Below are 21,686 nucleotides of genomic sequence, written 5' to 3'. Positions count from 1 at the left end.
CGCCTGCTTCATTCGTCATCGGCATTGCCTGCCTCTTCTTCGCCTTTTTCGCCTTCTTCGCCATCTTCTGGCGGGCTGGCAGGCTGGACGCAGCGCGCGGCTTCAGCCGTGCCGGTGTCAATGGCGCGGCGCGCCCAGTCGATGTGGGCGTCAAAGGCATGGTGTTGATTGACTTCAGGGGCGGGCCAGCCCAGTGCGGCAGGCATCAGGGCGCGCAGCGCGGCGGGCAGACCCCACAGCAGCAGGGCGCGGCCGCAAGACTGCAGTTGGTCAGCGCATTGGCTGGCTTCAGTCAGGCCGGGGCGCGGCGGAGCTGCATCAAGCTCCAGACCGCCGCTTTCAGCACGCAACAGGCGCTGGAGGCCGTCTTCGCCCAGCACTTCACACACGGCAGCCAGGCGCTTGCCGTCGATGCTGGCGCGCAGCGAATCGGCCAGCCACCATGCGCCAACGAAGGCGACCAGGCGCTGGCGTTCGCCTTCGCTGGCGGTGGCCCAGGCGGGGCAGGCGTCAATCGTGCGCCAGCTCGCGCCCGTGCCCGCCAGCAGGCGCGCAGCCGCCAGGCGCTGGCGCCGCCGCCCGGCCATGCTGGCAAAAAGGGAAGGCTGGATGGCGTCTTCGGCGGGTTCAGCAAGCGTGTCAGTCATGGCAGTCGCAGGAGACCAAAAGGTGTCTGGGAACAATGGGCAAAGCCTGGCAAGCAGAGGGAAGTTCAGGCGAGGAAGAAGGCATTTCTGCTCTTTTAGTCATAGCACGTTCTCTCGATTGCACTAGGACCTTTCTCGTTTTGCGCCCCTGAAATTCGCTCCTCTTTTTGAAGAAGCAGCGCATTGGAAGAAAACGGCTCGCATGGCAGCCTGAAAACGAAGCCGCCAGCGCGGCACAGGCTTGGAGCCTGTGGCCTGGCCCGGAGGCTTCGTGTCTTCATGCCAAACAGTGAGCCACCCGGAACGCTCAGGAAGAATGCGCGGATTTGGACGGCGGGGGCGCCGAAGACGCCCTATTGCGCACCGTTAAGGCATGGCCTGAACTGGCCGAACGCCGCTGGCGCCAACCCAGAAACCAAGCCAGCACAAGGGCGGCAACGCCCAGTCCTGCGCCGATGGCCACAACGGGCTTGAAGCTATCTGTTCCCCAGATGGAAGCAGGCGCGGGAGCCGCTGGCTTGGCTACGACGGGCATGGATTCTGCGGGAAAGAGAACGACGGTGACGTTGTCATAAGGCAGACCCTCAATGGCATTGACCACCAGCGCCTTGATCTTGCCGACCTGCTGCGTCATGTCCAGCCCCGGACGGTGGCGGATGAAAACCGAAGCGGTGGCGGTTGCGGGCTTGTCTGACAGCGGATTTTTCTCAGGCACGGAGACATGCACGCGCGCCTGCAACACGCCATCAATACTGGAAATGGTGTGGGAGATTTCCTGCGAAAGGGCATGCGTGAAGCGCGCGCGCTCTTCCAGCGGTGAGGAAACAAAGCCCTCTTTCTTGAAAACCTGGCCCAGGGTGTCGAAGTTATCGCGCGGCAGACCGCTGTCGTGCAGGACTTCAACGGCGCGGGAGAAATCACCCGGGTTGGTGGTGACCGTGAAGGTCTTGCCGTCCCGGGCTGCGACCTTGTCGGCTTTCACGCCAGCGATGCGCAGCACCGCCACCATTTCATTGGCCTGGCGCTCGCTGAGCTGGCCATACAGCTCCTGCTGGGAGCAGGCTGCCAGCAGTAGGGCCATCAAAGGTGCGCCCAGCCACCGCCAATGAGCGGCAGCCGGACGCGCCGGACGGGAAAGCGCGCGCATCACGCCTGTTGCCGGAACAGTTGCTGGAGGCCGTCAGACGTGCGGTTGGCCACGTTGGCGGTCAGCTGGCTGTGAAACAGGAATTCGTGGCAGCGCACGGTGAGCATGACCATCTCGCCGGGCGTGAGGTCATTGCCCGCAGCCATGGCGCTTTCAGCATGCTTGGACAGCGAAGCCGCCTCGGCATTGATGTGCTCCAGCGGCCTGAACAGCGCCTGCATGGTTTCTGCGGCGGGCGCCGTGGCGTGCGGGTGCAGCGTGCCATCGGCGCGAGCCAGCGCGTCGCTGAAGCCCGACAAGTCGGTCAGCGACACGCCATAGCCCGCCTGCACGGAAGCTGGCGCACCGCCCGCGTTGTGGCTTGCGGCCAGCGCCTGCTCGGCTGGGATCAGGGATGACAGTGCATTCATTCGGTTTTTGCTCCCGGCCCTTACTGCTTGCGGGCCATCGTTTCGAGCGCCGTGCCCACAGATTGCAGCGAGGTATGGGCGCTGTTGGACATGAAGCCCATCTGTTGAGCCAGCGCCGTCATGCGGGTGATGTGCTCGGGACGGTCATTGCCTTCGGCCAGCTGATCGGACGCGACCTCGATCTCATTGGCCTTGGCATTGAGCGTCTTGCCCCAGGCTTCAGCCATGGCTTCATACCAGCTGGAGGACTTGCCGCCCGGACGTTGCGAGCCAGTCAGGGGCGAAGTCGCCAGCACGGACAGAGGGGATACGCTGTTGCTCATGTTGCTCTCCTTTGTGAGACAGGGACCTGAAGCATGAAGCGCAATGACCGCCGGTCCAGGGAAACGGTCTGCGCCGGAAAAGCAAAGAAAAAGCTCAGAAGGTCAGCTGGCTGATTTGCCCATCGCGCTCCAGCTGAACAAGATTGGCCTGAATGGCCTGGATGCGGTGCCCGGTAGGCAACACTGCGCCCGTGAAGTAGCGCGTGCCATCTGCCGTGACCACATAGGCAGGGTCACCAGGAACGATGGCCGCCACGCGCTTGCCAGGATCCGCCGCCACGGGAGAAGCCTTGGCTGCGGCAGGCGGCGCGTCATTGACGGACACCAGCTTGACCAGGCCTGGCACATCACGCCGTGCTACGGCTTCGGCACGCTGCAGGTTTTCAGTGTTGGCTTCGCGTGTGTGGACTTGCACAACGCCCGATCCGGCAGATTTGACCTGCGCCGCAATGCCATTGAGCCGGAATACTTCAGCCACGCCTTGCGTGACTTGCTCATTGATCCACGGCATGACACGGACGCTTCGCATGGAAGTGCGCGCCAAGGCTTGCTCCAGCTCGGCGCGCTGGGTTTCCGAATTGAGATAGCCCGTGACAACAGGCTGACCGTCGCGGATTTCGACATCCAGAGTGGCATAGCCAAGGCGGTGCAGGCTCTGGCGCATCTGCTCTACCTGCTGGCCGGGTGTGCCCGGGTGGCGATCCATGGCCCAGCTCAAGGTCAGTGCGCCAGCCGAAATTGCCACCAGGGCCACACCGCCCTGCAACAGGCGGCGCACCCAACGCGCGCTTGCTACGGCGGCAGGCTGCATCGGCTGCAAGGCATTGCCTTGCGTTTCAGCTGGCACAAGCGGCTGCGGGGTAGCGTTGCCAAACAGTGCGCCCCATTGCGGCGCGCCCACTTGTCCTACCGCCAATTGCACGTCGCCCAGAGAAAACGGCACATACAGGCCCACGGCCATTTTCTGGCCTACATCAATGCTGACTTCTTCTACCTGCGAGCTGCCGTTATCCACCTGCAGCTCCAGCGCGGATTCGTCATCCAGCAAAGAGATCCGCGCGGCAGCGGCACTGTCCGCGCGCAGTACGACATCGCTGGACCAGTCCTGTCCAATGCGCAACGGCGCACCTGGCTTGATCGGAAACGTGGCGCCACGCTGGCGGCCACTGAGAACGCGCAGTTCGTAAAGCAGGGGTGCTGTCATGCTGGAGCCTCTTGAGTTGGTGGAACGTCAGTAGGTTTGACCAATGGATGCTTCGCCGCTGGCGGGCATGAGGAATCTGGATTTCGGCGCGGCGGCCTCGTCCTTTTTCTCCTGCGCCGTATCCGGCTTGGGTTCAAGCTCAGGCATGGGAGGCGCCTGAACGGCGTTGCCAGGCCGCTGCGGCCCGACAGGAGCCGTACCGGACAAGGCGCGACGCGCCGGAACCAGGCGGGGCGAAATCAGGAACAAGCGCTCCTTGTGTTCACCGCCGCGTTCGGTGGTTTTGAACAAGTTGCCCAGCACAGGAATATCCCCCAGGAAAGGCACCTTGGTGACGCCTTCACTGGACTTTTCGCGCGTCATGCCGCCGATCAGCAGACTCTCGCCTGCCATGATAAGCGCCTGGGTATTGATCGCCGAACGGTTCACCGTAGGCATGGTATCCACTGATCTCTCGAAGTCAAAATCTCCGTCTTCAATCTGCACCAGCAGCTTGATGCGAACGTCGTTGCCTTCCTTGAACACATGAGGCGTGACACGCAGCGTCGTGCCAGCCTCTACGCGGAACAAATCCACTTCATTGCGGCCCTGTACCTTGACATAGAAACTCTTGGTTGTGTCATAAAGGGCTTCTACGTTGGAGAGCGTCATGATTTGCGGGCTGGATACAACGCGCGCTGCCTTCTGCTGCTGCAAGGCGTTGATACGCGCCACAAATTGATTGCGCCCGCCCAGCACCAATGACAAGAACCCGCCAGTGCCTTGGGGCGTAATACTGCCCGTTGCCGTGGTGCCATGCAGCAGGGTATCGCTGGCAGTGCCATTGCCGAACAGGAATGAAGCGCGATCATCCGTCCAGCGCCAGTTGATGCCCAGCTCGCGCAAACGGTCGGTGTTGAGGTCGATGATGGTGGCCTCGATTTCTACGGCTTGCGGCTCCACGTCGAGCGATTTGATGAGTTCGTCGTAATACGGCAGCCGTTCGGGCGCGTCGCGCACGATGATGGCATTCAGCCTCGCATCTGCCTCCACTCGAGCCTGCCCTGGCAGCGTGACCAGAGGAGCCAAGTCATTTCCCGTTTCGTTGAACGTCACATTGATGCCGCCCCCAGAACCCCAGGCGCGCCGTACGGTGTCTGCCGACGCGAGCATAGGGCTGGCGCCTTCCGCCCCCAAAGTGCCTTGGTTGGCCATGCCTCGGCCACGCAGACCGGGCACGGTAGGACGCAGATATTGCTCGCGCATGCCCAGCACCTGAGGTTGTGTCTGTGACGTCAGCAGCGAGCGCAGGATACTGGCCACGCCCGGAATCACAACCACCTTGCCGCCATACTGGGACGTTACGTCCTGTGCCCATGCATAGCGCAGGTAATAAACCTTGAAGCCCAAAGGAGCAAGTGCATCAGTCTGCTTCTTCTGTCCCGTGGCCAGTTCGTCAACCATTTCCACGAAACGCTTGGCGCCTGTGGCAATCAGGGAGCCGCCCTGCCCGACTCGCAGCGTATTGCGGCTATCGACCAACTGCATTTCCTGAGCTGTCTTGATAACCGTGCGCGCATTGTCACTACTCAAAGGAAAGGTTCGAGTAGAAATTTCACTGGGAGTGAAAACATGCACAACTGAGCCGTCGTAATAAGCCATCAGACCAAACGAGCGCAGGATGTTGTTGAACACGCGATCAGCAGGCCCTTGGAAGGTGCCATTGATAGCGCCACTGACGCCAGAGCTGACTGCCACAGGAATGTCCACTGCGCCAAAAAAATCCTGCAGAAAGGAAGCTACCGGCTGCTCCCGTGCCGTCATTTCAACCTGACGCCCTTCAAATGGAATAGATGCAGCCCATGCCGCTCCTGCGCCTGCCCAAGCTGCACCTGCCAGCGCCAGAGCGGCAGCCCAATGCCGGGCAGCATTGATCTTTGTTGCTTTTCCTTGTTGCATGAAACCCATGAACTCTCCTGTAAACATATGAAATCCAAACACGCGATCTTTATTTTACAAATATGCGCATTTGCTTATGAACCCGCTTCCAACAAGGGAGCGTCTTCCGTGCTGACGCGATGTAGCGCTTCCAGTTGCAGAGATGGCAGCAGCTCGTGGTAGCTCAGCACGGGAATATCAAAGCAGTCTTGCTCAATCAGCTTGCGTACATGACGGCGTATGTCCACAGCCGTCACGATCGCTGCAGGCTTGAAAACCTGCACCACATTCCGGAAGCGCGTCATCAGGCGCGACATTTCCAGCGGATCAAGCGCCAACTGCTGCGCCCCGCTGTTATGCCGAATGGCATTCCTGAGCATTTCCTCCAGCGCCGGCTCAAGCAAGACAGCGCGCAAATGCCCATCCGGCGCATAGCGATGCGAAATCTGGCGCTTGAGGCCAATGCGTGTCAGCTCCGTTAGTGCGTAAACGTCTTTTTCCCTCTGAGCGGTATCCGCCAAAGTCTCCAGAATATCCCGCAAATTGCGGATTGCCACCTCTTCCTCAACCAAGCGCCGCAATATCTCCGCTACGCGCGCCAAAGGCAAGGCCCGCAGCGTTTCCTTGACCACGTCAGGCAAATCAATGGCCGCACGGGTCAGCAGCAAATTGGCCTCCTGTGTACCCATGAACAAATTGACATGTCGACGCAAAGACTCGCGCACCTCATTTACCAGAGACGGTACCGTATCTTCCTGCTGCAATTCACCTTCCGCAATGGGCACTTCATAAGCCAGCAATCGCCAAACAGCTGGCTTATCTTCATCTGGCCGCATGGCATGTACGTCTATGCGTGGCAGGCGCATACCCAAGTTCAACTGAAAATGATCAAGCACCCCCTCCAGTCCAGCCAGCAATGAATGGCTTTCCTGCGCATCAAGCCGTCCAACCGGCACTTCCAACAACAAAGGCACCGTCGGGCGCACCTGCACGGCTTCTGCGCTCATCAACACTGGAGCCGTGGGCGAACGGCGCATGACCGCAGACAAGGTAGGTTGCGCCAGCTTCTCCCACCGCGCTCGCAGCGAAGGCGTCAGCATGAAGCCTGCAGCAAAAAAAGCCAGCCCAAGCGCCATAAATACAACAGTCGGGAAACCTGGCACAGCCGAAAACAGCACGCACAAACCGCCGCCCATCAGTAGCACCCGTGGTTTGGCCGTGAGCTGGCGGCCAATGGCATCGCCCAAGTGCTTGTCATGTTCGTCATCCGTCGTGCGCGTAACCAGCAGACCGGCAGACATGGCGCCTAATAAAGCTGGAATCTGTGACACCATGCCGTCGCCAATGGTGAGAATGGAATATTTGACGGTGGCATCACTCAGCGTCATATCCTGCTGCAAAACGCCAATAGTCAATCCCCCCAGCAAATTGATAATGATGATGATGATGCCCGCAATGGCATCGCCCTTGACAAACTTCATGGCGCCGTCAAGGCTGCCATTCAGCTTGCTCTCGTTTTCCAGCATACGGCGGCGGCGGCGGGCCTCGTCTTTGTCAATCAGGCCTGAACGCAGATCGGAATCGATGGACATTTGCTTGCCAGGCATGGCATCCAGTGAAAAACGCGCAGCCACTTCAGCCACGCGTTCAGAACCTTTGGCAATGACAATGAACTGCACCACCGTGATGATGAGAAACACCACCAGCCCCACTACCAGGTTGCCTCCCGCCACCATGTCCCCGAAAGTTTGAATAATATGTCCGGCCTCACCGTGCAGAAGAATCATGCGCGTCGTGGCAATTGATAATGCCAGCCTGAACAATGTACTGATAAGCAAAACGCTGGGAAATACCGAAAACTCCAGTGGACTTGAAATATAAATTGCCAGCAACAGAAGCAAAATGCCTCCGGAAATATTGACGGCAACCAGAATGTCAATAGCCCAATTAGGCAATGGCACGATCATCAATGCGATGATGGCCACAATGCCTGCTACCAGGACTATATCGGTATATCGGGACAAGGGGCTGCCGCTTTTACTGTTGGCCGCAGCAGACTGGAAATAACTGGCAAGACTCACGGAGAAATCTCTCCCACTCACTGTGGCACAGCGAACTGGCTGGCCAAGCTGCGCAGCAACGCATATTCCGCCAAAACTTGGCGGACATATCCTTGGGTTTCACGATAAGGCGGAATCCGCCCGCCATAGCGCTCAACCGCACCCTCCCCAGCGTTATAAGCAGCCAAAACCAACGGCAGGCGATTATTGAAGCGCATTTGCAAAGTTTTAAGATAGCGGGCGCTGACAAGCAAATTAACCTGCGGGTCATGCAGCGCCTGCGCGCTGCTGACGCCAAAACGAGCGGCGGTAGGCACTATGACCTGCATGACTCCGCGCGCTCCGGCATGAGAAACCGCGCCTGTGTTATGCCTGGATTCGACACGGGCAATAGCATGCAGAAGCAGCGGATCAATATCGTGAGCACGAGCAGCGCTGTCAATCAGCGGAGAAAGAGCGACAGCCGCCCCTGCTCCGCTAGAAGAAGTGCGTACAGTCACAGGTCCTGTTTGCCGGTATCGCCGATCCACACGTTGCTTACCGAGCTTGGCTGGCGCAGCCAGTGCGCCGCTTGGCCCATTGAGCAAGGTGCGCTCGTATGTCGCCAGTTGTTCTGCCTGTGGCACGGGCGCAGCAGCAAGCCGCACATCGCATCCTCGCTCACGCGCGGCTTCCTCCCTCTGTGCAGGAGCGAGCAACTGATCCCACCCTGCCCCACATGACTTTTGTGAGGCTTCTTTTTGCTGTGGAACCGCAGCATTGGCCCCGGTCGCAACCAAGCAAGCCGCTAGAGTGGCGGCGCATCGCCACCATGTGCGATTGACCCTGCTGGCTGTGTTGTGAAGTCCCTTCATATGGCAAGTGCACTTGATCTGAACATTGGAGTATTGCCGCTGACGCTGATTAGATTGCAACAAATTTCATGTGATTGTTATGTATACGTATCAAGTTAAGCATCGATGTCACTGTGTCTTATGCGCAGTGAACGATAAGGCCGTCTCGGTCTGCCTCGTGCCCGGCTTCAGGCTTTTGTTGCAAAACAGTGGGCTTGAACCAACGGTATTCGTTACATCTACTTTGACGTCAGCAAGCTGATTCGAACAGACTATGCAGGCCTTGGAGCCACAAGCACAAGCGCCCGCCTTCTTCCTTCTTTAGCCTCCAGAGTTTCACGTATGTCCGGATCTGATGACAGCGGCGACAAAACAGAGAAGCCGACACCCAAAAAGCTTCAGGATGCCCGCAAAAAAGGAGACATCTCCAAAAGCAAGGATGTCACTTCTACCGCTGGCCTGCTGGTGCTGCTGGCGCTAGCAGCCATGGCCCTGCCGCTGGTAGGCGGCAGGCTTTCAGCGCTGGTAGATGCCAGTTTTGCCGTGGTGCATGAACCCTTCAGCGCGGCTGCCCCCCGGCTAGGGTACATGGCCTTGCAAACGCTGCTGGTACTGGTAGGACTGGTGGCCATGCCTGTTGCCATTGTGGGCGTGCTGATCGAATTTCTACAGGCTGGTCCTGTGCTGACAATCGAAAAGCTCAAACCCAAAATGGAAAACATGAACCCCGCCAAGGGTTTCAAGCGAATTTTTTCCATGGACAACTTGGTGGAATTCGTTAAATCCATACTGAAAACTGCGGTCGTGGGAGTGATCGCGTGGCTGAGCATGAAGACCATCCTGCCTCAGTTGCCGGAGCTAGTGCACGGCGGCGCTCGCTCCATAGGATCAGCCCTGTGGAATGCGAGCTGGACGCTGGTAGCCTGGGCCGTCGGCTCATTTGTCCTGGTTTCCGCCATGGACGCCGCATGGCAGCGCTATTCATTCATGAAGAAAATGCGCATGAGCATGCGCGACATCCGCCAGGAAGTGAAAGATGCCGAAGGCGATCCGCACGTCAAGCAGCAGCGCATGCAAATCCAGCATGAATGGGCGCAGCAAGGCGCTTCGCAGGCTGCTGCCAACGCGCACGTTCTGGTGGTCAATCCAACGCACGTGGCCATTGCCATCGACTATGACCGCGAACGCTGCCCGGTTCCCACCGTGATTGCCAAAGGCGAAGATGACGACGCCCTGGCCATGCGGCGGGCGGCAGCTGAATCCGGCGTGCCGGTGCTGCGCAACGTCAAGCTGGCGCGGCAACTGCTGGCTGATGTGGAAACGGGAGACATCGTTCCAGCCGAGCTTTTCGACATCATTGCCACCATCATCCTTTGGGCACAAGATGTGCGCAGGGAACTTAAAGCTATTGCCAGCGGTTTGATAAGCCCGCCCAGCGAAGAGCAAAAATCCAAGCGCCGCACGCCGCCTGGCGAAGACTTGACGGACTATGGCTACAGGCCGCAACCTGCTGCCGAAACGGATGAAGCCCAGCCAGGCCGCCGCCGCAAACGCCCGCGCCCCCCCATGCCCAAAACGGCCTGATCGCTCTTGTTCACAAAAGCTGTGCAGACCGCATGTGCTCGCCAGGAGTTCTGCTCACGGTCTGCTTGGCGAAATAGCTTCTCCAGCGGTTTCCAGCACACACCTGGAATTAGCCTCAAAGCGGGCTGGCGTAGTCGGCAGATGACGCATGACCTTCAAGCTAACTGCGCGCGCCCTCTCCTTCTATACGTCAGCAAAAACAGGAGCAAATGCAAAGGTCAAAAATGCCGCTCCGCGCAGTTTGCACTAGGACGTATTGCTATCGATAAAATAGCGAAATAAGACTGCGAATCGCCTGCATCTTGCCCATTTCAATCTGCTTTCATGGCTTCGCTCGACTCAAAGCATGAAGCGTCCCATGCTGAACGCGCCTGACTCAAGGCGGCAATGCTCTGCTTCCTGAAGGATGTGAAGCCGGCAATTCCCGCTTTTGGATGGATCAGGTTTCGAAAACTGAAAAGCCTGCTCTCGCGCCACCGGTGTTTGAGTGCAGCTGTCTGTCTCAATCAGGCGCAAACTTATTCTGTATTGATGAAAAAAGCTGTCTCCGCAACGCTTTCGAGGTCAGTCTTTGGAAACCCCTAAACCATGAACCCTTCTTCTGATCCTTCCGGCAGTTTCCTCCTGGATTTGCTGGTTACGTTGGCCGCGTTGGCCTTCGTGTTGGCTCTGGCATGGATATTTCTGCGTTTGCTCAAGCGCGGCATGCAGGCGCATGGTGCATCAGCAGGCGTTGCAGCCCCCAGGGTGCTACAGGCTGTTTCGCTAGGCGGACATGAACGGCTGGTGGTTGTGCGTCATGCCAATGTGGACTATCTGCTGGGTGTCAGCGAAGGCGGCATCAGCGTGCTGGATCGCTCGCCTGCCGCAGCAGCCGGGTCCGCCACGGCGGCGGCAACGCCTTTCAACGCATCGGATTCCATTCGCTGACCAGCTGCGACAAGCCACTGCCTTTGCCATCGTTGCGCCGAAGCGCAGAGAGAAACGCATCTGAAGCCTCTGCCGCAGCGCGCGCTGGCGGCAGGCCGCCGGTTTTTTCCCAGCAATCTGCCATGGCGCGAAGTGCCTGGCGGATGTTGCGCGCCCAAGAGCCATCCAGCGGATCCTCGGCATCCGCCCTGATCTTGGCGCAATACAGGCGGCGCGCCAAATCACTGTGGGAAACCAGCCCCAGCAAAGCCCTTGCGTTGCGGTCAAAAGCTGTGGCATTCAGTGCGCCGCGTCCATCCGGCTGGGCATGCCAGGCGCATAAATATTCAATTGGATCCATCGCGCGAAACCCCGCTGCATGCAATGAGGTCGCCCCCCAAGCCGCATGCCGCCCTGATGGCAGGCGGCCGCTTTCAAGAGCATGCACCAGCGTTTCGGCCACTACGCGCTGCGCGTTTGCGTCGCCTTGCTCGCCAATCAGGCACAACACGCGCAAGAAAGCCGGATAGAGAGAATCACCCAATGAAAGACACACGCGCTCCAGCCAGCGCACGCGCTCATCTTGCGTCGGCAAATGGGCGCAGCCTTCAATCAAAACCTCTGCCGCGCCAGACCAATCTGGCTGGGAACGCAGCGTAAGGGGCGGGCGGGGCGGCTCCACGGCAGGCAGCCGTTTCAGCTTGGCTCGAACAAACAGGCGACGAAACGGGCCTGCATCTGTGCCACGCTCTCGCCGCTGGAAGGCGGCGCCGACAGCACGCGCGCCGCCCCGGCTTCTGCGTGGAAGCCGAACCGGGCCGCCGCATCAGCGGCTCCAGGCTCGCGCCGCACACCAGAGGAAGGCCAGCCAGCCGCACTACCGATGCCAGCCTGTAGCGAAGGAAAAACAGACGAATAGCTCATGACGCTTGCCCGCACTCATGTGATTGAAACAGATCAGCCGATCCTACGGATTTGGCTTGCGGCGCGCTACTAGGGTGATTACAGGGGGTGCCTCCGCTATTTATCGTGATATCCCCAACACACGCGCAAGCTTCAGGCACGATGGAGCTGCTAACCGTGCGGCGGCTGGCGCACCGCCATGCGGTAGCCTCCCGCTCCCATGAGCAAGCAAGACTCCAAGCGCCTGCGGCTGGCGCGCTGCGTGATGGTGCTGGGCGCCAGCAGCGGCGCGGGCAAAAGCTGGCTGGCCACGGCGCTGTGCCGCCACTACGCCAACCAGGGTCTGAAAGTGGCCCCTTTCAAGGCGCAGAACATGAGCAACAACGCCCGCGTGGTGGCGGGCCTGGCGGAAAGCGATACGGAAACAGGCGCGGCAGAAATGGACACGGAAATGGGCGAAATCGGCTCGGCCCAGTACTTTCAGGCGCTGGCCGCGCGCGCCGTGCCGGATGTGCGCATGAACCCGCTGCTGCTCAAGCCCGAGGCCGATACGCGCAGCCAGGCCGTGCTGCTGGGGCAGGCCAGCGCGCAGCTGACGGCGCTGCCCTGGCGCGAGCGCGGGGCCGTGGCCTGGCCGCACATTGCCGCCGCGCTGGATGCGCTGCGGGCCGAAAACGACGTGCTGGTCATCGAAGGCGCAGGCTCGCCCGCCGAAATCAACCTCATGCCGCGCGATATCGTGAACATGCGCGTGGCCCGCCACGCTGGCGCGCGCTGCCTGCTGGTGGCCGATGTGGACCGGGGCGGCGCTTTCGCCCATCTTTACGGCACCTGGGCGCTGCTGCCCGAAGCCGACCGCGCGCTCATCAGCGGCTTTGTGCTCAACAAATTCCGGGGCGATGCCGCCTTGCTCGCGCCCGCGCCTCAGCAGCTTGAATGCCTGACGGGCGTGCCCACCGTGGCCACCATTGCCATGCAGCGCCAGCACGGCCTGCCCGAAGAAGACGGGGTGTTTGACGACCGCTGCGCGCCGCCCGGCAGCGGGCACGCAGGCGCGCCGCCGCTGACGGTGGCCGTCATCGCCTGGCCGCGCCTGAGCAATCTGGATGAATTCCAGCCCCTGAAAAACGTGCCCGGCCTGCGCCTGGTCTGGGCACGCGCGCCCGCGCAGCTGCAAGGCGCTGACTGGATCGTGCTGCCCGGCAGCAAAGCCACGGCCAGCGATCTGGCCTGGCTGCGCGCGCAGGGGCTGGACGCGGCCATCACCGCCCATGCGCGCGCGGGCGGCCGCGTGCTGGGCATTTGCGGCGGCCTGCAAATGCTGGGCGCCGAGCTGCGCGACCCGCATGGCGTGGAAAGCGGCGGCCCGGGCGGCGATTCAGGCAACAGCTCCAGCGTGCCCGGCCTGGGCCTGCTGCCTTTGGCGACCACTTTCGCGCCGCGCAAAACCGTGCGCCGCGCCCGCTGCCGCTTTGGCGCGGTGTCAGGCCCCTGGGCCGCCTTGAGCGGCGTGCAGGCCAGCGGCTACGAGATTCACTGCGGCCAGACCGCGCCGCATCCGGCCCTGGCCGCGCGTGGCGAGATGGCGCGCGAACTCATGCCCGGCATGGCCTGGCAAAACGCCGCTGGCAACGTGCTGGGCGTGTATCTGCACGGCCTGTTTGAAGACCCCGCCGTGCTGCGCGCCCTGTTTGGCGCGCGCGCCCGGCCGCTGGATGAGGTGTTCGAGCGCCTGGCCGCCGTGGCCGCTGACAGTTTTGCGCCCGGCTTTTTGCAAGAACTGATTCAGGAGCCATAGGCCACGCCTGCGGCACAGGCGCGGCGGCAGGAAGCGCATCAAAGGGAATCAAAAGCAGGAGCAAATTAAAGGGGTCCGAAAAGCCGTTTCGCGCAGGTTCCACTAGGACGTCATGCTATGGATACAAGAGCAAAAAACCTCTATGTTCCGCCCTGCCCCGGCCGCTTTTCTCGCCCGTGCAGGGCCGCTTTCAGCCGCCCGCCAGCAGGGCGCGCATGGCGGCTTCGTCGATGACGGTGACGCCCAGCGCCTGCGCTTTTTCCAGTTTGCTGCCCGCTTCTTCGCCTGCGACGACGTAGCTGGTTTTTTTGCTCACGCTGCCGCTGACTTTGGCGCCGGCGGCTTCGAGCAGGGCTTTGGCTTCGTCGCGGCTCAAGGTGGGCAGCGTGCCGGTGAGCACGAAGGTTTGGCCTGCCAGTGTTTGCGCTTGCCCGCTTTGCGCGGTTTGCGCGGCGGCGGGGCCTTCGGGCCAGGTGATGCCCGCTTCGCGCAGCTGCTGCACGACTTCGCGGTTGTGCGGCTGGGCAAAGAAGGTGCGGATGCTGTGGGCGACGATGGGGCCGACATCGGGCACTTGCAGCAATTCGTCTTCGCTGGCGTTCATCACGCTTTGCAGCGCGCCAAAGTGGCGGGCCAGGTCGCGCGCGGTGCTTTCGCCCACGTGGCGTATGCCCAGGGCGTAGAGAAAGCGCTCCAGCGTGCTTTGGCGCGAGCGCTCCAGCGCGGCCAGCAGGTTGCGGGCCGAGCGCTGGCCCATGCGCTCCAGCGCGGCGAGGTTTTGTTCGGTCAGTTTGTAGAGGTCGGGCAGGGTTTGGACGATGCCGCTGTCCACGAGCTGCTCCACCAGTTTGTCGCCCAGCCCTTCCACATTCATGGCGCGGCGGCTGGCAAAGTGCCACAGGGCTTGCTTGCGCTGGGCGGGGCAGGAGATGCCGCCGGTGCAGCGGTGATCGGCTTCGCCTTCTTCGCGCACGGCCTGGCTGTGGCACACGGGGCACTGGGCGGGCATGGTGAATTCGGGCGCGCCAGCGGGGCGGCGCTCGGGCACGACGCTCACCACTTCGGGGATGACGTCGCCTGCGCGGCGGACGATGACGGTGTCGCCCACGCGCACGTCTTTGCGGCGCGCTTCCAGTTCGTTGTGCAAGGTGGCGTTGGTGACGGTGACGCCGCCGACGAAGACGGGGGCCAGTTTGGCCACGGGGGTGAGCTTGCCGGTGCGGCCCACTTGCACGTCGATGGCCAGCACGGTGGTCATTTGCTCTTGCGCGGGGTATTTGTGCGCCACGGCCCAGCGCGGCTCGCGCGTGACAAAGCCCAGTTGGCGCTGCTGCGCGAGCGAGTCCACTTTGTAGACCACGCCGTCGATGTCAAACGGCAGGCTGTCGCGCTGCGCGGCCACTTCGGCATGAAAGGCGGCCAGCCCGGCGGCGCCGCGCGCCTGCCGCGCCAGCTCTGACACCGGCAAGCCCCAGGCTTTGAGTTGCTCAAGCACTTGCCAGTGGGTTTCAAAGGCGGGGCCGCCAGCTTCGGGCGGCGTGATTTCGCCCAGGCCGTAGGCGTAAAAGCTCAAGGGGCGCTGCGCGGCAATGCGCGGGTCCAGCTGGCGCACCGCGCCGGCGGCGGCGTTGCGCGGGTTGGCGAAGGGCTTGGCTGTTTTTTCGCCAGCGGCCATGCGCGCGCGCTGGCGTTCGTTAAGCGCCTCGAAGTCATCGCGCCGCATGTACACCTCGCCGCGCACTTCCAGCACGGGCGGGGCGCTGCCCAGCAGGCGCAGCGGGATTTGGCTGATGGTGCGGATGTTTTGCGTGACGTCTTCGCCCGTGGCGCCGTCGCCGCGCGTGGCCGCTTGCACCAGCACGCCGTTTTCGTAGCGCAGGCTGATGGCCAGGCCGTCGAACTTGGGCTCGGCCACGTAGGCCACGGGCGGCAGGTTGTCGGCCAGTTTCAGCTCGCGGCGCACGCGGGCGTCAAACGCGGCCGCGCCAGCGGGGCTGGTGTCGGTTTCGGTGCGGATGCTGAGCATGGGCACGCGGTGCGGCACGGGCGCAAAGCCTTCCAGCACGGCGCCGCCCACGCGCTGGGTGGGCGAATCGGGCGTGCGCAATTCGGGGTGGGCTGCCTCCAGCGCTTCAAGCGCGCGAAACAGGCGGTCGTACTCGGCGTCGGGAATTTGCGGCGCATCCAGCGTGTAGTACTGCCAGGCGGCGCGGTTGAGCTGCTCGCGCAGGGCGGCGGCCTGGGCAGCGGGCATGTCGGAAGGCTGGGGCATGGAACGGGGGAGATGGACTGAAAGCGCTGGATTGTGCGGGCGCGCATCAGAAGCAACACAACTCCATAGTCCATGGAAAGCCTGCGTGAGCAATTCAGCCAGGCAAAAGCCCTCTCCTCAATCCAGCGCTTGGGGCATACCTTGAAGACGCACTGCCCAAAGTGCATGAACAGCCTGATATCAGAGCGGCGCGCGCCCTGGGCGCGGTCAAAGGATGAAGCGCGAGAGGTCTTCGTCCTTGCTCAGGGCGGCCAGGCGCTCGTTGACGTAGGCGGCGTCGATGGTGATGGTTTGGCCTTGCAAGCTGGTGGCGGCGAAGCTGACTTCGTCGAGCAGGCGCTCCATCACGGTGGCCAGGCGGCGTGCGCCGATGTTTTCGGTGGATTCATTGACGTCGCAGGCAATTTGCGCGAGGCGGGCGATGCCTTCGGGCCGGAAGTCGAGCGTGACGCCTTCGGTTTCCAGCAGGGCCTGGTATTGGCGCACGAGGCTGGCGTGGGTTTGGGTGAGGATGGCTTCAAAGTCCTGCACGGTGAGCGAGCCAAGCTCCACGCGGATGGGAAAGCGCCCTTGCAGCTCGGGGATCAGGTCGCTGGGCTTGGCCAGGTGAAAGGCGCCGGAGGCGATGAAGAGGATGTGGTCGGTTTTGACCATGCCGTATTTGGTGCTGACGGTGGCGCCTTCCACCAGCGGCAGCAGATCGCGCTGCACGCCCTGGCGCGAGACGTCGGCGGTGCCGCCGCCTTCGCCGCGCGAGGCGACTTTGTCGATTTCGTCGATGAAGACGATGCCGTTTTGCTCCAGGTTGCGCACGGCTTCGGCGCGGATGTCTTCTTCGTTCAGCAGTTTTTGCGCTTCTTCTTCGGTGAGCAAGCGCATGGCTTCGGCAATGCGCACGCGGCGCTTTTTCAGGCGCGGCGCGCCCATCTGGCTCATGACAGAGCGGATTTGCTCGGCCATTTCTTCCATGCCGGGCGGGCCGACAACTTCGAGCATTTGGCCGGGCTGGGCCAGTTCCAGCTCGATTTCCTTGTCGTCAAGCTGGCCTTCGCGCAGTTTTTTGCGAAAGATTTGGCGCGTGGCGCTGTCGGGGCGGCTGCCGGCGTGGCTTTCGCTGGCGGCGTCGCCGTCAGCCGGGCGGGCGGCGGGCAGCAGGGCATCGAGCACGCGCTCTTCAGCCAGGTCTTGCGCGCGGGCCTGGTGCTGGCGCATGGCCTGCTCGCGGGTTTGCTTGACGGCTATTTCGGCCAGGTCGCGGATGATGGAGTCCACGTCTTTGCCCACGTAGCCCACTTCGGTGAATTTGGTGGCTTCCACCTTGATGAAGGGTGCGTTGGCCAGGCGCGCCAGGCGGCGGGCGATTTCGGTTTTGCCCACGCCGGTGGGGCCGATCATGAGAATGTTCTTGGGCGTGATTTCGGCGCGCAGCTTTTCAGGCACTTGCTGGCGGCGCCAGCGGTTGCGCAAGGCAATGGCGACGGCGCGTTTGGCATCTTGCTGGCCGACGATGTGGCGGTCCAGCTCGGAGACGATTTCCTGCGGGGTCATGGAAGACATGGCAAAGCTTGTGGACAAGAGGTGAAGCGCAGCGGCTTCGGTTCAGAAAGAGGAGCAGATTCAGAGACTAGAAAAAGCCCCTGGCGCACGTGTCTATTGGACGTAACGCTATGGAATCAAGAGCGAATTCAAAGCGTTTCGATGGTGTGCTGCATGTTGGTGTAGATGCAAAGCTCGCCCGCAATGGCCAGCGATTTGCGCACGATGTCTTCCGCGCCCAGATCGGTGTTGTTCAGCAGCGCCTTGGCGGCGGAGTGGGCATAGGGGCCGCCGGAGCCGATGGCGACGATGCCCTGCTCGGGTTCGAGCACATCGCCATTGCCGGTGATGATGAGCGAGGCTTCGCGGTCGGCCACGGCGAGCATGGCCTCCAGGCGGCGCAGCACACGGTCGGTGCGCCAGTCTTTGGTGAGTTCGATGGCGGCGCGGGTGAGGTGCCCCTGGTGCTTTTCCAGCTTGGCCTCAAAGCGCTCGAACAGCGTGAAGGCGTCTGCCGTGGCGCCGGCAAAGCCGGCCAGCACTTTGCCGTGATGGAGCTTGCGCACTTTGCGGGCGGAGCCTTTGATGACGATGTTGCCGAGCGTGACCTGGCCGTCGCCGCCGAGGGCGACCTGCCAGCCTTCGGGAGTCTGGCGGCGCACGCTGAGAATGGTGGTGCCGTGAAACTGTTGCATGCCGCGCGAAATGGGGGCAGGCAGGCATTTCACAAGAGAAGGCGCGAAGGCGGCAATTCAAGCGGGAAACCCGTTTTCAGAACCTGTTCGGAGTCCGGCCGTCAGGGGCAAAAGTGTGGTTCGAGATGGGCTGCAAGGTGCAGATGAGCCTTGTGGCCCAGCGAGGATTTGCAACGCGGCAAGCCACCCGGAGCCGCATTTTTCGCGCCTACGGACAGACTTTGAACAGGTTCTCACTGCCCAGGCGCAGGCCCGGCTGGAGCAGCTGGCCGATCAGGCCGAACAACATTAAAAAGAGAGCGAATTCAAGGGGGTCAAAATGCCGTTTTGCGCAGTTTCCTCTAGGACATAACGCTATTGATATAGGAGCTGAATTAGGCAGCGCTCTCCGCTTTTCATGAGGCGGCGTCAGGCGTTTTGGCTCAGCCAGCGGCGCAGGCCGGAGACGGAATGGGCGATATGCAGCGGCTCCAACGCGGCCAGAGCCGGGCTGTCGTGCGCGCCATAGCTCACCGCCACGGCGCAGCAGCCGGCGTTGCGGGCCATTTGCAGATCGTGCGTGGTATCGCCAATCATCAGCGTGCGCCCGGGGTCGCAGCCGAATTCGCGCATCAGCTCGTGCAGCATGAGCGGGCTGGGCTTGCCTGCGGTTTCGTCAGCGGTGCGGGAGCCGTCGAAGGCCGCTTGCAGCCCGGCCAGGCGCAGCGCGCCATCCAGCCCCCGGCGGCTTTTGCCAGTGGCCACGGCCAGCCAGTGGTGGCGCGCCTTCAGTTCGGCCAGAAGAGGGCGCACGCCGTCAAAGAGGCTGATGTCGTTTTGACACGCCAGGTAGTGCTGGCGGTAGCGCTCGGCCAGCAGCGGGTGTTTTTCGGGCGGCACATCAGGCGCGGCATGGGCCAGCGCGGGCGCCAGCGCCATGCCGATGACGTAGGCGGCGGTTTCGCGGCTGGGCTGTTGTCCGCCCACATCCGCCACGGCCTGCTGGATGGCGCGGACGATGAGGGCGGTGGAGTCGAACAGGGTGCCGTCCCAGTCGAAGCAGATGAGGTCAAAGCGGCGGGGCATGGGCAGCTTGAAAGAGCAGGCGCTGGGCCACAAAAAAAAGCGCCTGGCCGCAAAGCCAGGCGCCTGAGTGTGTGGTGGGTGATACATGGATCGAACATGTGACCCCTGCCGTGTGAAGGCAGTGCTCTACCGCTGAGCTAATCACCCGTCTGCCTTGCAGCGCAGGCAGTAAAGCGCGAGATTGTAGCGGATTTCTCCAGGCTTCACGCTCTGGCATGGCGGGCTGCCACATCAAACAAGAAGAAGGCGCGCATTCAGGCCCCTTGAAAACGACCCGGAGAAAAAAGCGTAACCACAAACGTTCGTGGACATTGCGAATCTCTCAATGGGCCACGAAGCTCTTCTGCCGTTTGCGCCTTGCGGCCCATTCCGATTCCGCACTTTTGCCTCTCACTTTTGCCTCTCACGGCCAGATCATGAACAGGTCCTGAAAAAAGCAGGCAGCTCGGCCCCCGCTTCTGCCAGCCGGGCGGGCTGGCATACTGCCGCGCTTTCGCTCACTCTCAAGGCTTTCAATGAAAACGGATACCGAAATCCTCTCGCGTTCACCGGAATGGGAGAGGCGGGCGCTGGAGAAGCTGCTGCTGGCTGACGCGCGTGAGCGCCGGGCCGCGCGGCGCTGGCGCGTGATCAAAACGCTGCTATGGATGCTGCTTGTCGCGGGATTGGCGGCCGTGATGATCAGCCAGTCGCAAAACGCTGCGCCTGCGGGGCCACACACGGCGGTCATTTCCATCCGGGGCGAAATTTCCAGCGACAGCGAAAACAATGCCGAACAGCTGCTGCCCGCACTGCGCAGCGCGATGGAAGATGAAAGCGCGCAGGCGCTGGTTCTGCAAATTGATTCGCCCGGCGGCAGCCCGGTGCAGGCCGGGCTGGTGTACGACGAAATCCGCCGCCTGCGCGAATTGCATGACAAGCCGGTTTACGCGGTGGTGGAAGACACCTGCGCTTCCGCCGCCTACTACATTGCCTCGGCCGCCGACAAGATTTACGTGAACAAGGCCAGCGTGGTGGGCAGCATTGGCGTGCTGATGGACGGCTTTGGCTTCACCGGCAGCCTTGAAAAGCTGGGCATCGAGCGGCGGCTTTTGACGGCGGGCGGCAACAAGGGCTTTCTCGACCCCTTCAGCCCCATGAGCGACGCCCAGCGCCAGCACGCACAAACCTTGCTGGACCAGATACACCGGCAGTTCATCGCCGCCGTCAAGCAGGGCCGGGGCGAGCGCCTGAAGGAAACGGCCGACACCTTCAGCGGCCTGTTCTGGACAGGCGAGCAGGCCGTGGACATGGGCCTGGCCGACAGCCTGGGCAGCGTGGACGGCGTAGCGCGCGAAGTGGTCAAGGCCGAGGAGCTGGTGGACTACACGCCGGAAGAAAAGGTGTTCGAGCGCCTGACGCGCCGCCTGGGCGCGGCCATCGGGCAAGGCGCCGTCTCGGCCCTGCGCAGCGTGGCTTTGCGCTGAAGGCGCTGTCAGCGCGCGCCCTGGACGTGAATGGGTTCGGCAGAGGCCGTTTTTGCTCTTTGTTCCATAGCATGATGTCCTAGTGGAACGGGCGCTGAGGCCATTTTCAAGGGCTTGAATTTGCTCCTTTTTTAGAATCCTGATCAGAGCTTGCCCGCCAGCAAAGGGATGCGGAAAAAGCGGGAAGGCAAAAGTGGGCCAGAACGAGGAGGCCGCCCTGCCCCGCTGCCAGACGCTCCGCTTGCGCCAACAAAAACGCCCGGCATGAAGCCGGGCGTTTTTTCATCGGGAGCGAGATGGAAAGCTCAGCCTGCGATCAGGAGAACTTGAGCTTGCCCTTCATCACGCTGCTGTGGCCGGGGAAGGAGCAGAAGAAGGAGTAGTCGCCATCGGTCTTGACCTTGGACATGTCCACGGTGATGGTGTCTTCTTCGCCGCCGCCCAGCATCTTGGTATGGGCCACGATGCGTTCGTCATTGGGCTTGACGTATTCAGGAGCGCCAGTCTTGATGCCGTCGCCGATCACGCCCTTCATGTCTTCGGTCTTGGTGATGACCAGGTTGTGGCCCATGGAGCCTTTGTTCATCTTGCCCACGTGCTTGAGGTGCACCTTGAATTCCTTGCAGCTTTTATCGACTGCAATTTCCTTCGTGTTGTATTTCATGTTGTCGCCAGCTTCAACGGTGACGTCGCAAGCAGCATGGGCGAAGCCGGCGGTTGCCATCAAAGCAGCGGCAGCGAGGGCGCGCAGAGCGGTTTTGGTCATGATGAATGTCCTTTCTGTGGAAAAACGGAACCAGGCGAACAAACCCGGAACCAGTGCGCATTCTATGGCGCATGCGCCGCGTTTGCTCAAGAACGGCTGCGACCTCTTCGCAACGCCGCACGTCGCTTAGAGAGCGGCGCGCCCAAACCTG

Annotated in this window: 19 protein-coding genes and 1 tRNA gene; 4 read left to right on the top strand and 16 right to left on the bottom strand. The window is 61.9% G+C overall.

Features of this window, described 5'->3' with window-relative positions; all coding sequences use genetic code 11:
* Positions 1–8: 8 nt before the first annotated feature.
* The 8 genes from ADJ79_RS09155 to ADJ79_RS13255 all read right to left on the bottom strand — a co-directional run bounded on the left by ADJ79_RS09155 (position 9) and on the right by ADJ79_RS13255 (position 8,334).
* Positions 9–647, bottom strand: a complete 639-nt coding sequence (locus ADJ79_RS09155) for a hypothetical protein (RefSeq protein WP_050715696.1) — start codon at positions 645–647, stop codon at positions 9–11.
* Positions 648–954: 307 nt separating this feature from the next.
* Positions 955–1,728: a type III secretion system inner membrane ring lipoprotein SctJ gene (gene sctJ, locus ADJ79_RS09150; protein WP_050715695.1), complete on the bottom strand. Its 774-nt coding sequence runs from the start codon at positions 1,726–1,728 to the stop codon at positions 955–957.
* 65 nt (positions 1,729–1,793) lie between these two features.
* The gene (locus ADJ79_RS09145) at positions 1,794–2,204 is read right to left on the bottom strand and encodes a hypothetical protein (protein WP_050715694.1); all 411 of its coding nucleotides are present in this window, start codon (positions 2,202–2,204) and stop codon (positions 1,794–1,796) included.
* A 20-nt stretch (positions 2,205–2,224) separates the two neighbouring features.
* The gene (locus ADJ79_RS09140) at positions 2,225–2,527 is read right to left on the bottom strand and encodes a hypothetical protein (protein ID WP_050715693.1); all 303 of its coding nucleotides are present in this window, start codon (positions 2,525–2,527) and stop codon (positions 2,225–2,227) included.
* Between the two features lie 94 nt (positions 2,528–2,621).
* Positions 2,622–3,731 carry an EscD/YscD/HrpQ family type III secretion system periplasmic domain-containing protein gene (locus ADJ79_RS09135; protein WP_156304113.1) on the bottom strand — a complete coding sequence of 370 codons (1,110 nt, stop codon included), beginning with the start codon at positions 3,729–3,731 and terminating at the stop codon, positions 2,622–2,624.
* A 27-nt stretch (positions 3,732–3,758) separates the two neighbouring features.
* The gene (gene sctC, locus ADJ79_RS09130) at positions 3,759–5,678 is read right to left on the bottom strand and encodes a type III secretion system outer membrane ring subunit SctC (protein WP_172674049.1); all 1,920 of its coding nucleotides are present in this window, start codon (positions 5,676–5,678) and stop codon (positions 3,759–3,761) included.
* 65 nt (positions 5,679–5,743) lie between these two features.
* Positions 5,744–7,729: a flagellar biosynthesis protein FlhA gene (locus tag ADJ79_RS09125; protein ID WP_050715690.1), complete on the bottom strand. Its 1,986-nt coding sequence runs from the start codon at positions 7,727–7,729 to the stop codon at positions 5,744–5,746.
* A gap of 17 nt (positions 7,730–7,746) precedes the next feature.
* A complete protein-coding gene (locus ADJ79_RS13255; RefSeq protein ID WP_172674048.1) occupies positions 7,747–8,334 on the bottom strand; it encodes a lytic transglycosylase domain-containing protein in 588 nt (195 codons plus the stop codon).
* A gap of 549 nt (positions 8,335–8,883) precedes the next feature.
* On the opposite strand from ADJ79_RS13255, the gene sctU reads away from it, so the two are divergent.
* Positions 8,884–10,125 (top strand): type III secretion system export apparatus subunit SctU, encoded by a 1,242-nt coding sequence (gene sctU, locus ADJ79_RS09115; protein ID WP_082203230.1) that lies wholly within the window; start codon positions 8,884–8,886, stop codon positions 10,123–10,125.
* Between the two features lie 588 nt (positions 10,126–10,713).
* Positions 10,714–11,055: a flagellar biosynthetic protein FliO gene (locus tag ADJ79_RS13250; RefSeq protein WP_082203229.1), complete on the top strand. Its 342-nt coding sequence runs from the start codon at positions 10,714–10,716 to the stop codon at positions 11,053–11,055.
* Here the strand turns inward: ADJ79_RS13250 and ADJ79_RS09110 are convergent.
* On the bottom strand, positions 11,030–11,608 hold the full coding sequence (locus tag ADJ79_RS09110) for a hypothetical protein (protein ID WP_156304112.1): 579 nt from the start codon (positions 11,606–11,608) through the stop codon (positions 11,030–11,032). The two genes, ADJ79_RS13250 and ADJ79_RS09110, sit on opposite strands and share 26 nt — an antisense overlap.
* Before the next feature lie 122 nt (positions 11,609–11,730).
* Positions 11,731–11,958, bottom strand: coding sequence for a hypothetical protein (locus ADJ79_RS14325; RefSeq protein ID WP_156304111.1), 228 nt, complete (start codon positions 11,956–11,958; stop codon positions 11,731–11,733).
* A 199-nt stretch (positions 11,959–12,157) separates the two neighbouring features.
* On the opposite strand from ADJ79_RS14325, the gene ADJ79_RS09105 reads away from it, so the two are divergent.
* On the top strand, positions 12,158–13,735 hold the full coding sequence (locus tag ADJ79_RS09105; RefSeq protein WP_050715687.1) for a cobyric acid synthase: 1,578 nt from the start codon (positions 12,158–12,160) through the stop codon (positions 13,733–13,735).
* Positions 13,736–13,925: 190 nt separating this feature from the next.
* On the opposite strand, the gene ligA is transcribed toward ADJ79_RS09105, so the two are convergent.
* The 5 genes from ligA to ADJ79_RS09080 form a co-directional block, all read right to left on the bottom strand.
* On the bottom strand, positions 13,926–16,007 hold the full coding sequence (ligA, locus tag ADJ79_RS09100) for an NAD-dependent DNA ligase LigA (RefSeq protein ID WP_050715686.1): 2,082 nt from the start codon (positions 16,005–16,007) through the stop codon (positions 13,926–13,928).
* 207 nt (positions 16,008–16,214) lie between these two features.
* On the bottom strand, positions 16,215–17,564 hold the full coding sequence (hslU, locus tag ADJ79_RS09095) for an ATP-dependent protease ATPase subunit HslU (RefSeq protein WP_050716541.1): 1,350 nt from the start codon (positions 17,562–17,564) through the stop codon (positions 16,215–16,217).
* Between the two features lie 128 nt (positions 17,565–17,692).
* Entirely contained in the window at positions 17,693–18,238 is a 546-nt protein-coding gene (gene hslV, locus ADJ79_RS09090; protein ID WP_050716540.1) for an ATP-dependent protease subunit HslV, read from the bottom strand.
* A gap of 408 nt (positions 18,239–18,646) precedes the next feature.
* A complete protein-coding gene (locus tag ADJ79_RS09085) occupies positions 18,647–19,303 on the bottom strand; it encodes an HAD family hydrolase (RefSeq protein ID WP_050716539.1) in 657 nt (218 codons plus the stop codon).
* Positions 19,304–19,375: 72 nt separating this feature from the next.
* Positions 19,376–19,450 (bottom strand) — tRNA-Val (locus ADJ79_RS09080).
* Positions 19,451–19,818: 368 nt separating this feature from the next.
* Here ADJ79_RS09080 and ADJ79_RS09075 point away from each other — a divergent pair.
* A complete protein-coding gene (locus tag ADJ79_RS09075) occupies positions 19,819–20,769 on the top strand; it encodes a S49 family peptidase (RefSeq protein ID WP_050715685.1) in 951 nt (316 codons plus the stop codon).
* Positions 20,770–21,085: 316 nt separating this feature from the next.
* Here the strand turns inward: ADJ79_RS09075 and azu are convergent, their stop codons facing one another.
* Positions 21,086–21,535 carry an azurin gene (gene azu / locus ADJ79_RS09070; protein WP_050715684.1) on the bottom strand — a complete coding sequence of 150 codons (450 nt, stop codon included), beginning with the start codon at positions 21,533–21,535 and terminating at the stop codon, positions 21,086–21,088.
* Positions 21,536–21,686: the final 151 nt, after the last annotated feature.

It is taken from the genome of Ottowia sp. oral taxon 894 (assembly GCF_001262075.1).
In the GTDB taxonomy this organism is placed as follows: Bacteria; Pseudomonadota; Gammaproteobacteria; order Burkholderiales; family Burkholderiaceae_C; genus Ottowia; species Ottowia massiliensis.
This window is presented reverse-complemented; position numbering and strand designations above follow the sequence as displayed.

Excerpts from the sequence above, each read along its gene's own strand:
- sctJ (WP_050715695.1), bottom strand. The coding sequence starts at position 1,728 with ATGGCCCTACTGCTGGCAGCCTGCTCCCAGCAGGAGCTGTATGGCCAG.
- hslU (WP_050716541.1), bottom strand. The coding sequence starts at position 17,564 with ATGTCTTCCATGACCCCGCAGGAAATCGTCTCCGAGCTGGACCGCCAC.
- sctU (WP_082203230.1), top strand. The coding sequence starts at position 8,884 with ATGTCCGGATCTGATGACAGCGGCGACAAAACAGAGAAGCCGACACCC.
- sctC (WP_172674049.1), bottom strand. The coding sequence starts at position 5,678 with ATGGGTTTCATGCAACAAGGAAAAGCAACAAAGATCAATGCTGCCCGG.
- ADJ79_RS09140 (WP_050715693.1), bottom strand. The coding sequence starts at position 2,527 with ATGAGCAACAGCGTATCCCCTCTGTCCGTGCTGGCGACTTCGCCCCTG.
- ADJ79_RS09085 (WP_050716539.1), bottom strand. The coding sequence starts at position 19,303 with ATGCCCCGCCGCTTTGACCTCATCTGCTTCGACTGGGACGGCACCCTG.
- ADJ79_RS09135 (WP_156304113.1), bottom strand. The coding sequence starts at position 3,731 with ATGACAGCACCCCTGCTTTACGAACTGCGCGTTCTCAGTGGCCGCCAG.
- ADJ79_RS13250 (WP_082203229.1), top strand. The coding sequence starts at position 10,714 with ATGAACCCTTCTTCTGATCCTTCCGGCAGTTTCCTCCTGGATTTGCTG.
- ADJ79_RS09075 (WP_050715685.1), top strand. The coding sequence starts at position 19,819 with ATGAAAACGGATACCGAAATCCTCTCGCGTTCACCGGAATGGGAGAGG.
- azu (WP_050715684.1), bottom strand. The coding sequence starts at position 21,535 with ATGACCAAAACCGCTCTGCGCGCCCTCGCTGCCGCTGCTTTGATGGCA.
- ADJ79_RS09145 (WP_050715694.1), bottom strand. The coding sequence starts at position 2,204 with ATGAATGCACTGTCATCCCTGATCCCAGCCGAGCAGGCGCTGGCCGCA.
- ADJ79_RS09155 (WP_050715696.1), bottom strand. The coding sequence starts at position 647 with ATGACTGACACGCTTGCTGAACCCGCCGAAGACGCCATCCAGCCTTCC.
- ADJ79_RS09105 (WP_050715687.1), top strand. The coding sequence starts at position 12,158 with ATGAGCAAGCAAGACTCCAAGCGCCTGCGGCTGGCGCGCTGCGTGATG.
- ADJ79_RS14325 (WP_156304111.1), bottom strand. The coding sequence starts at position 11,958 with ATGAGCTATTCGTCTGTTTTTCCTTCGCTACAGGCTGGCATCGGTAGT.
- ligA (WP_050715686.1), bottom strand. The coding sequence starts at position 16,007 with ATGCCCCAGCCTTCCGACATGCCCGCTGCCCAGGCCGCCGCCCTGCGC.
- hslV (WP_050716540.1), bottom strand. The coding sequence starts at position 18,238 with ATGCAACAGTTTCACGGCACCACCATTCTCAGCGTGCGCCGCCAGACT.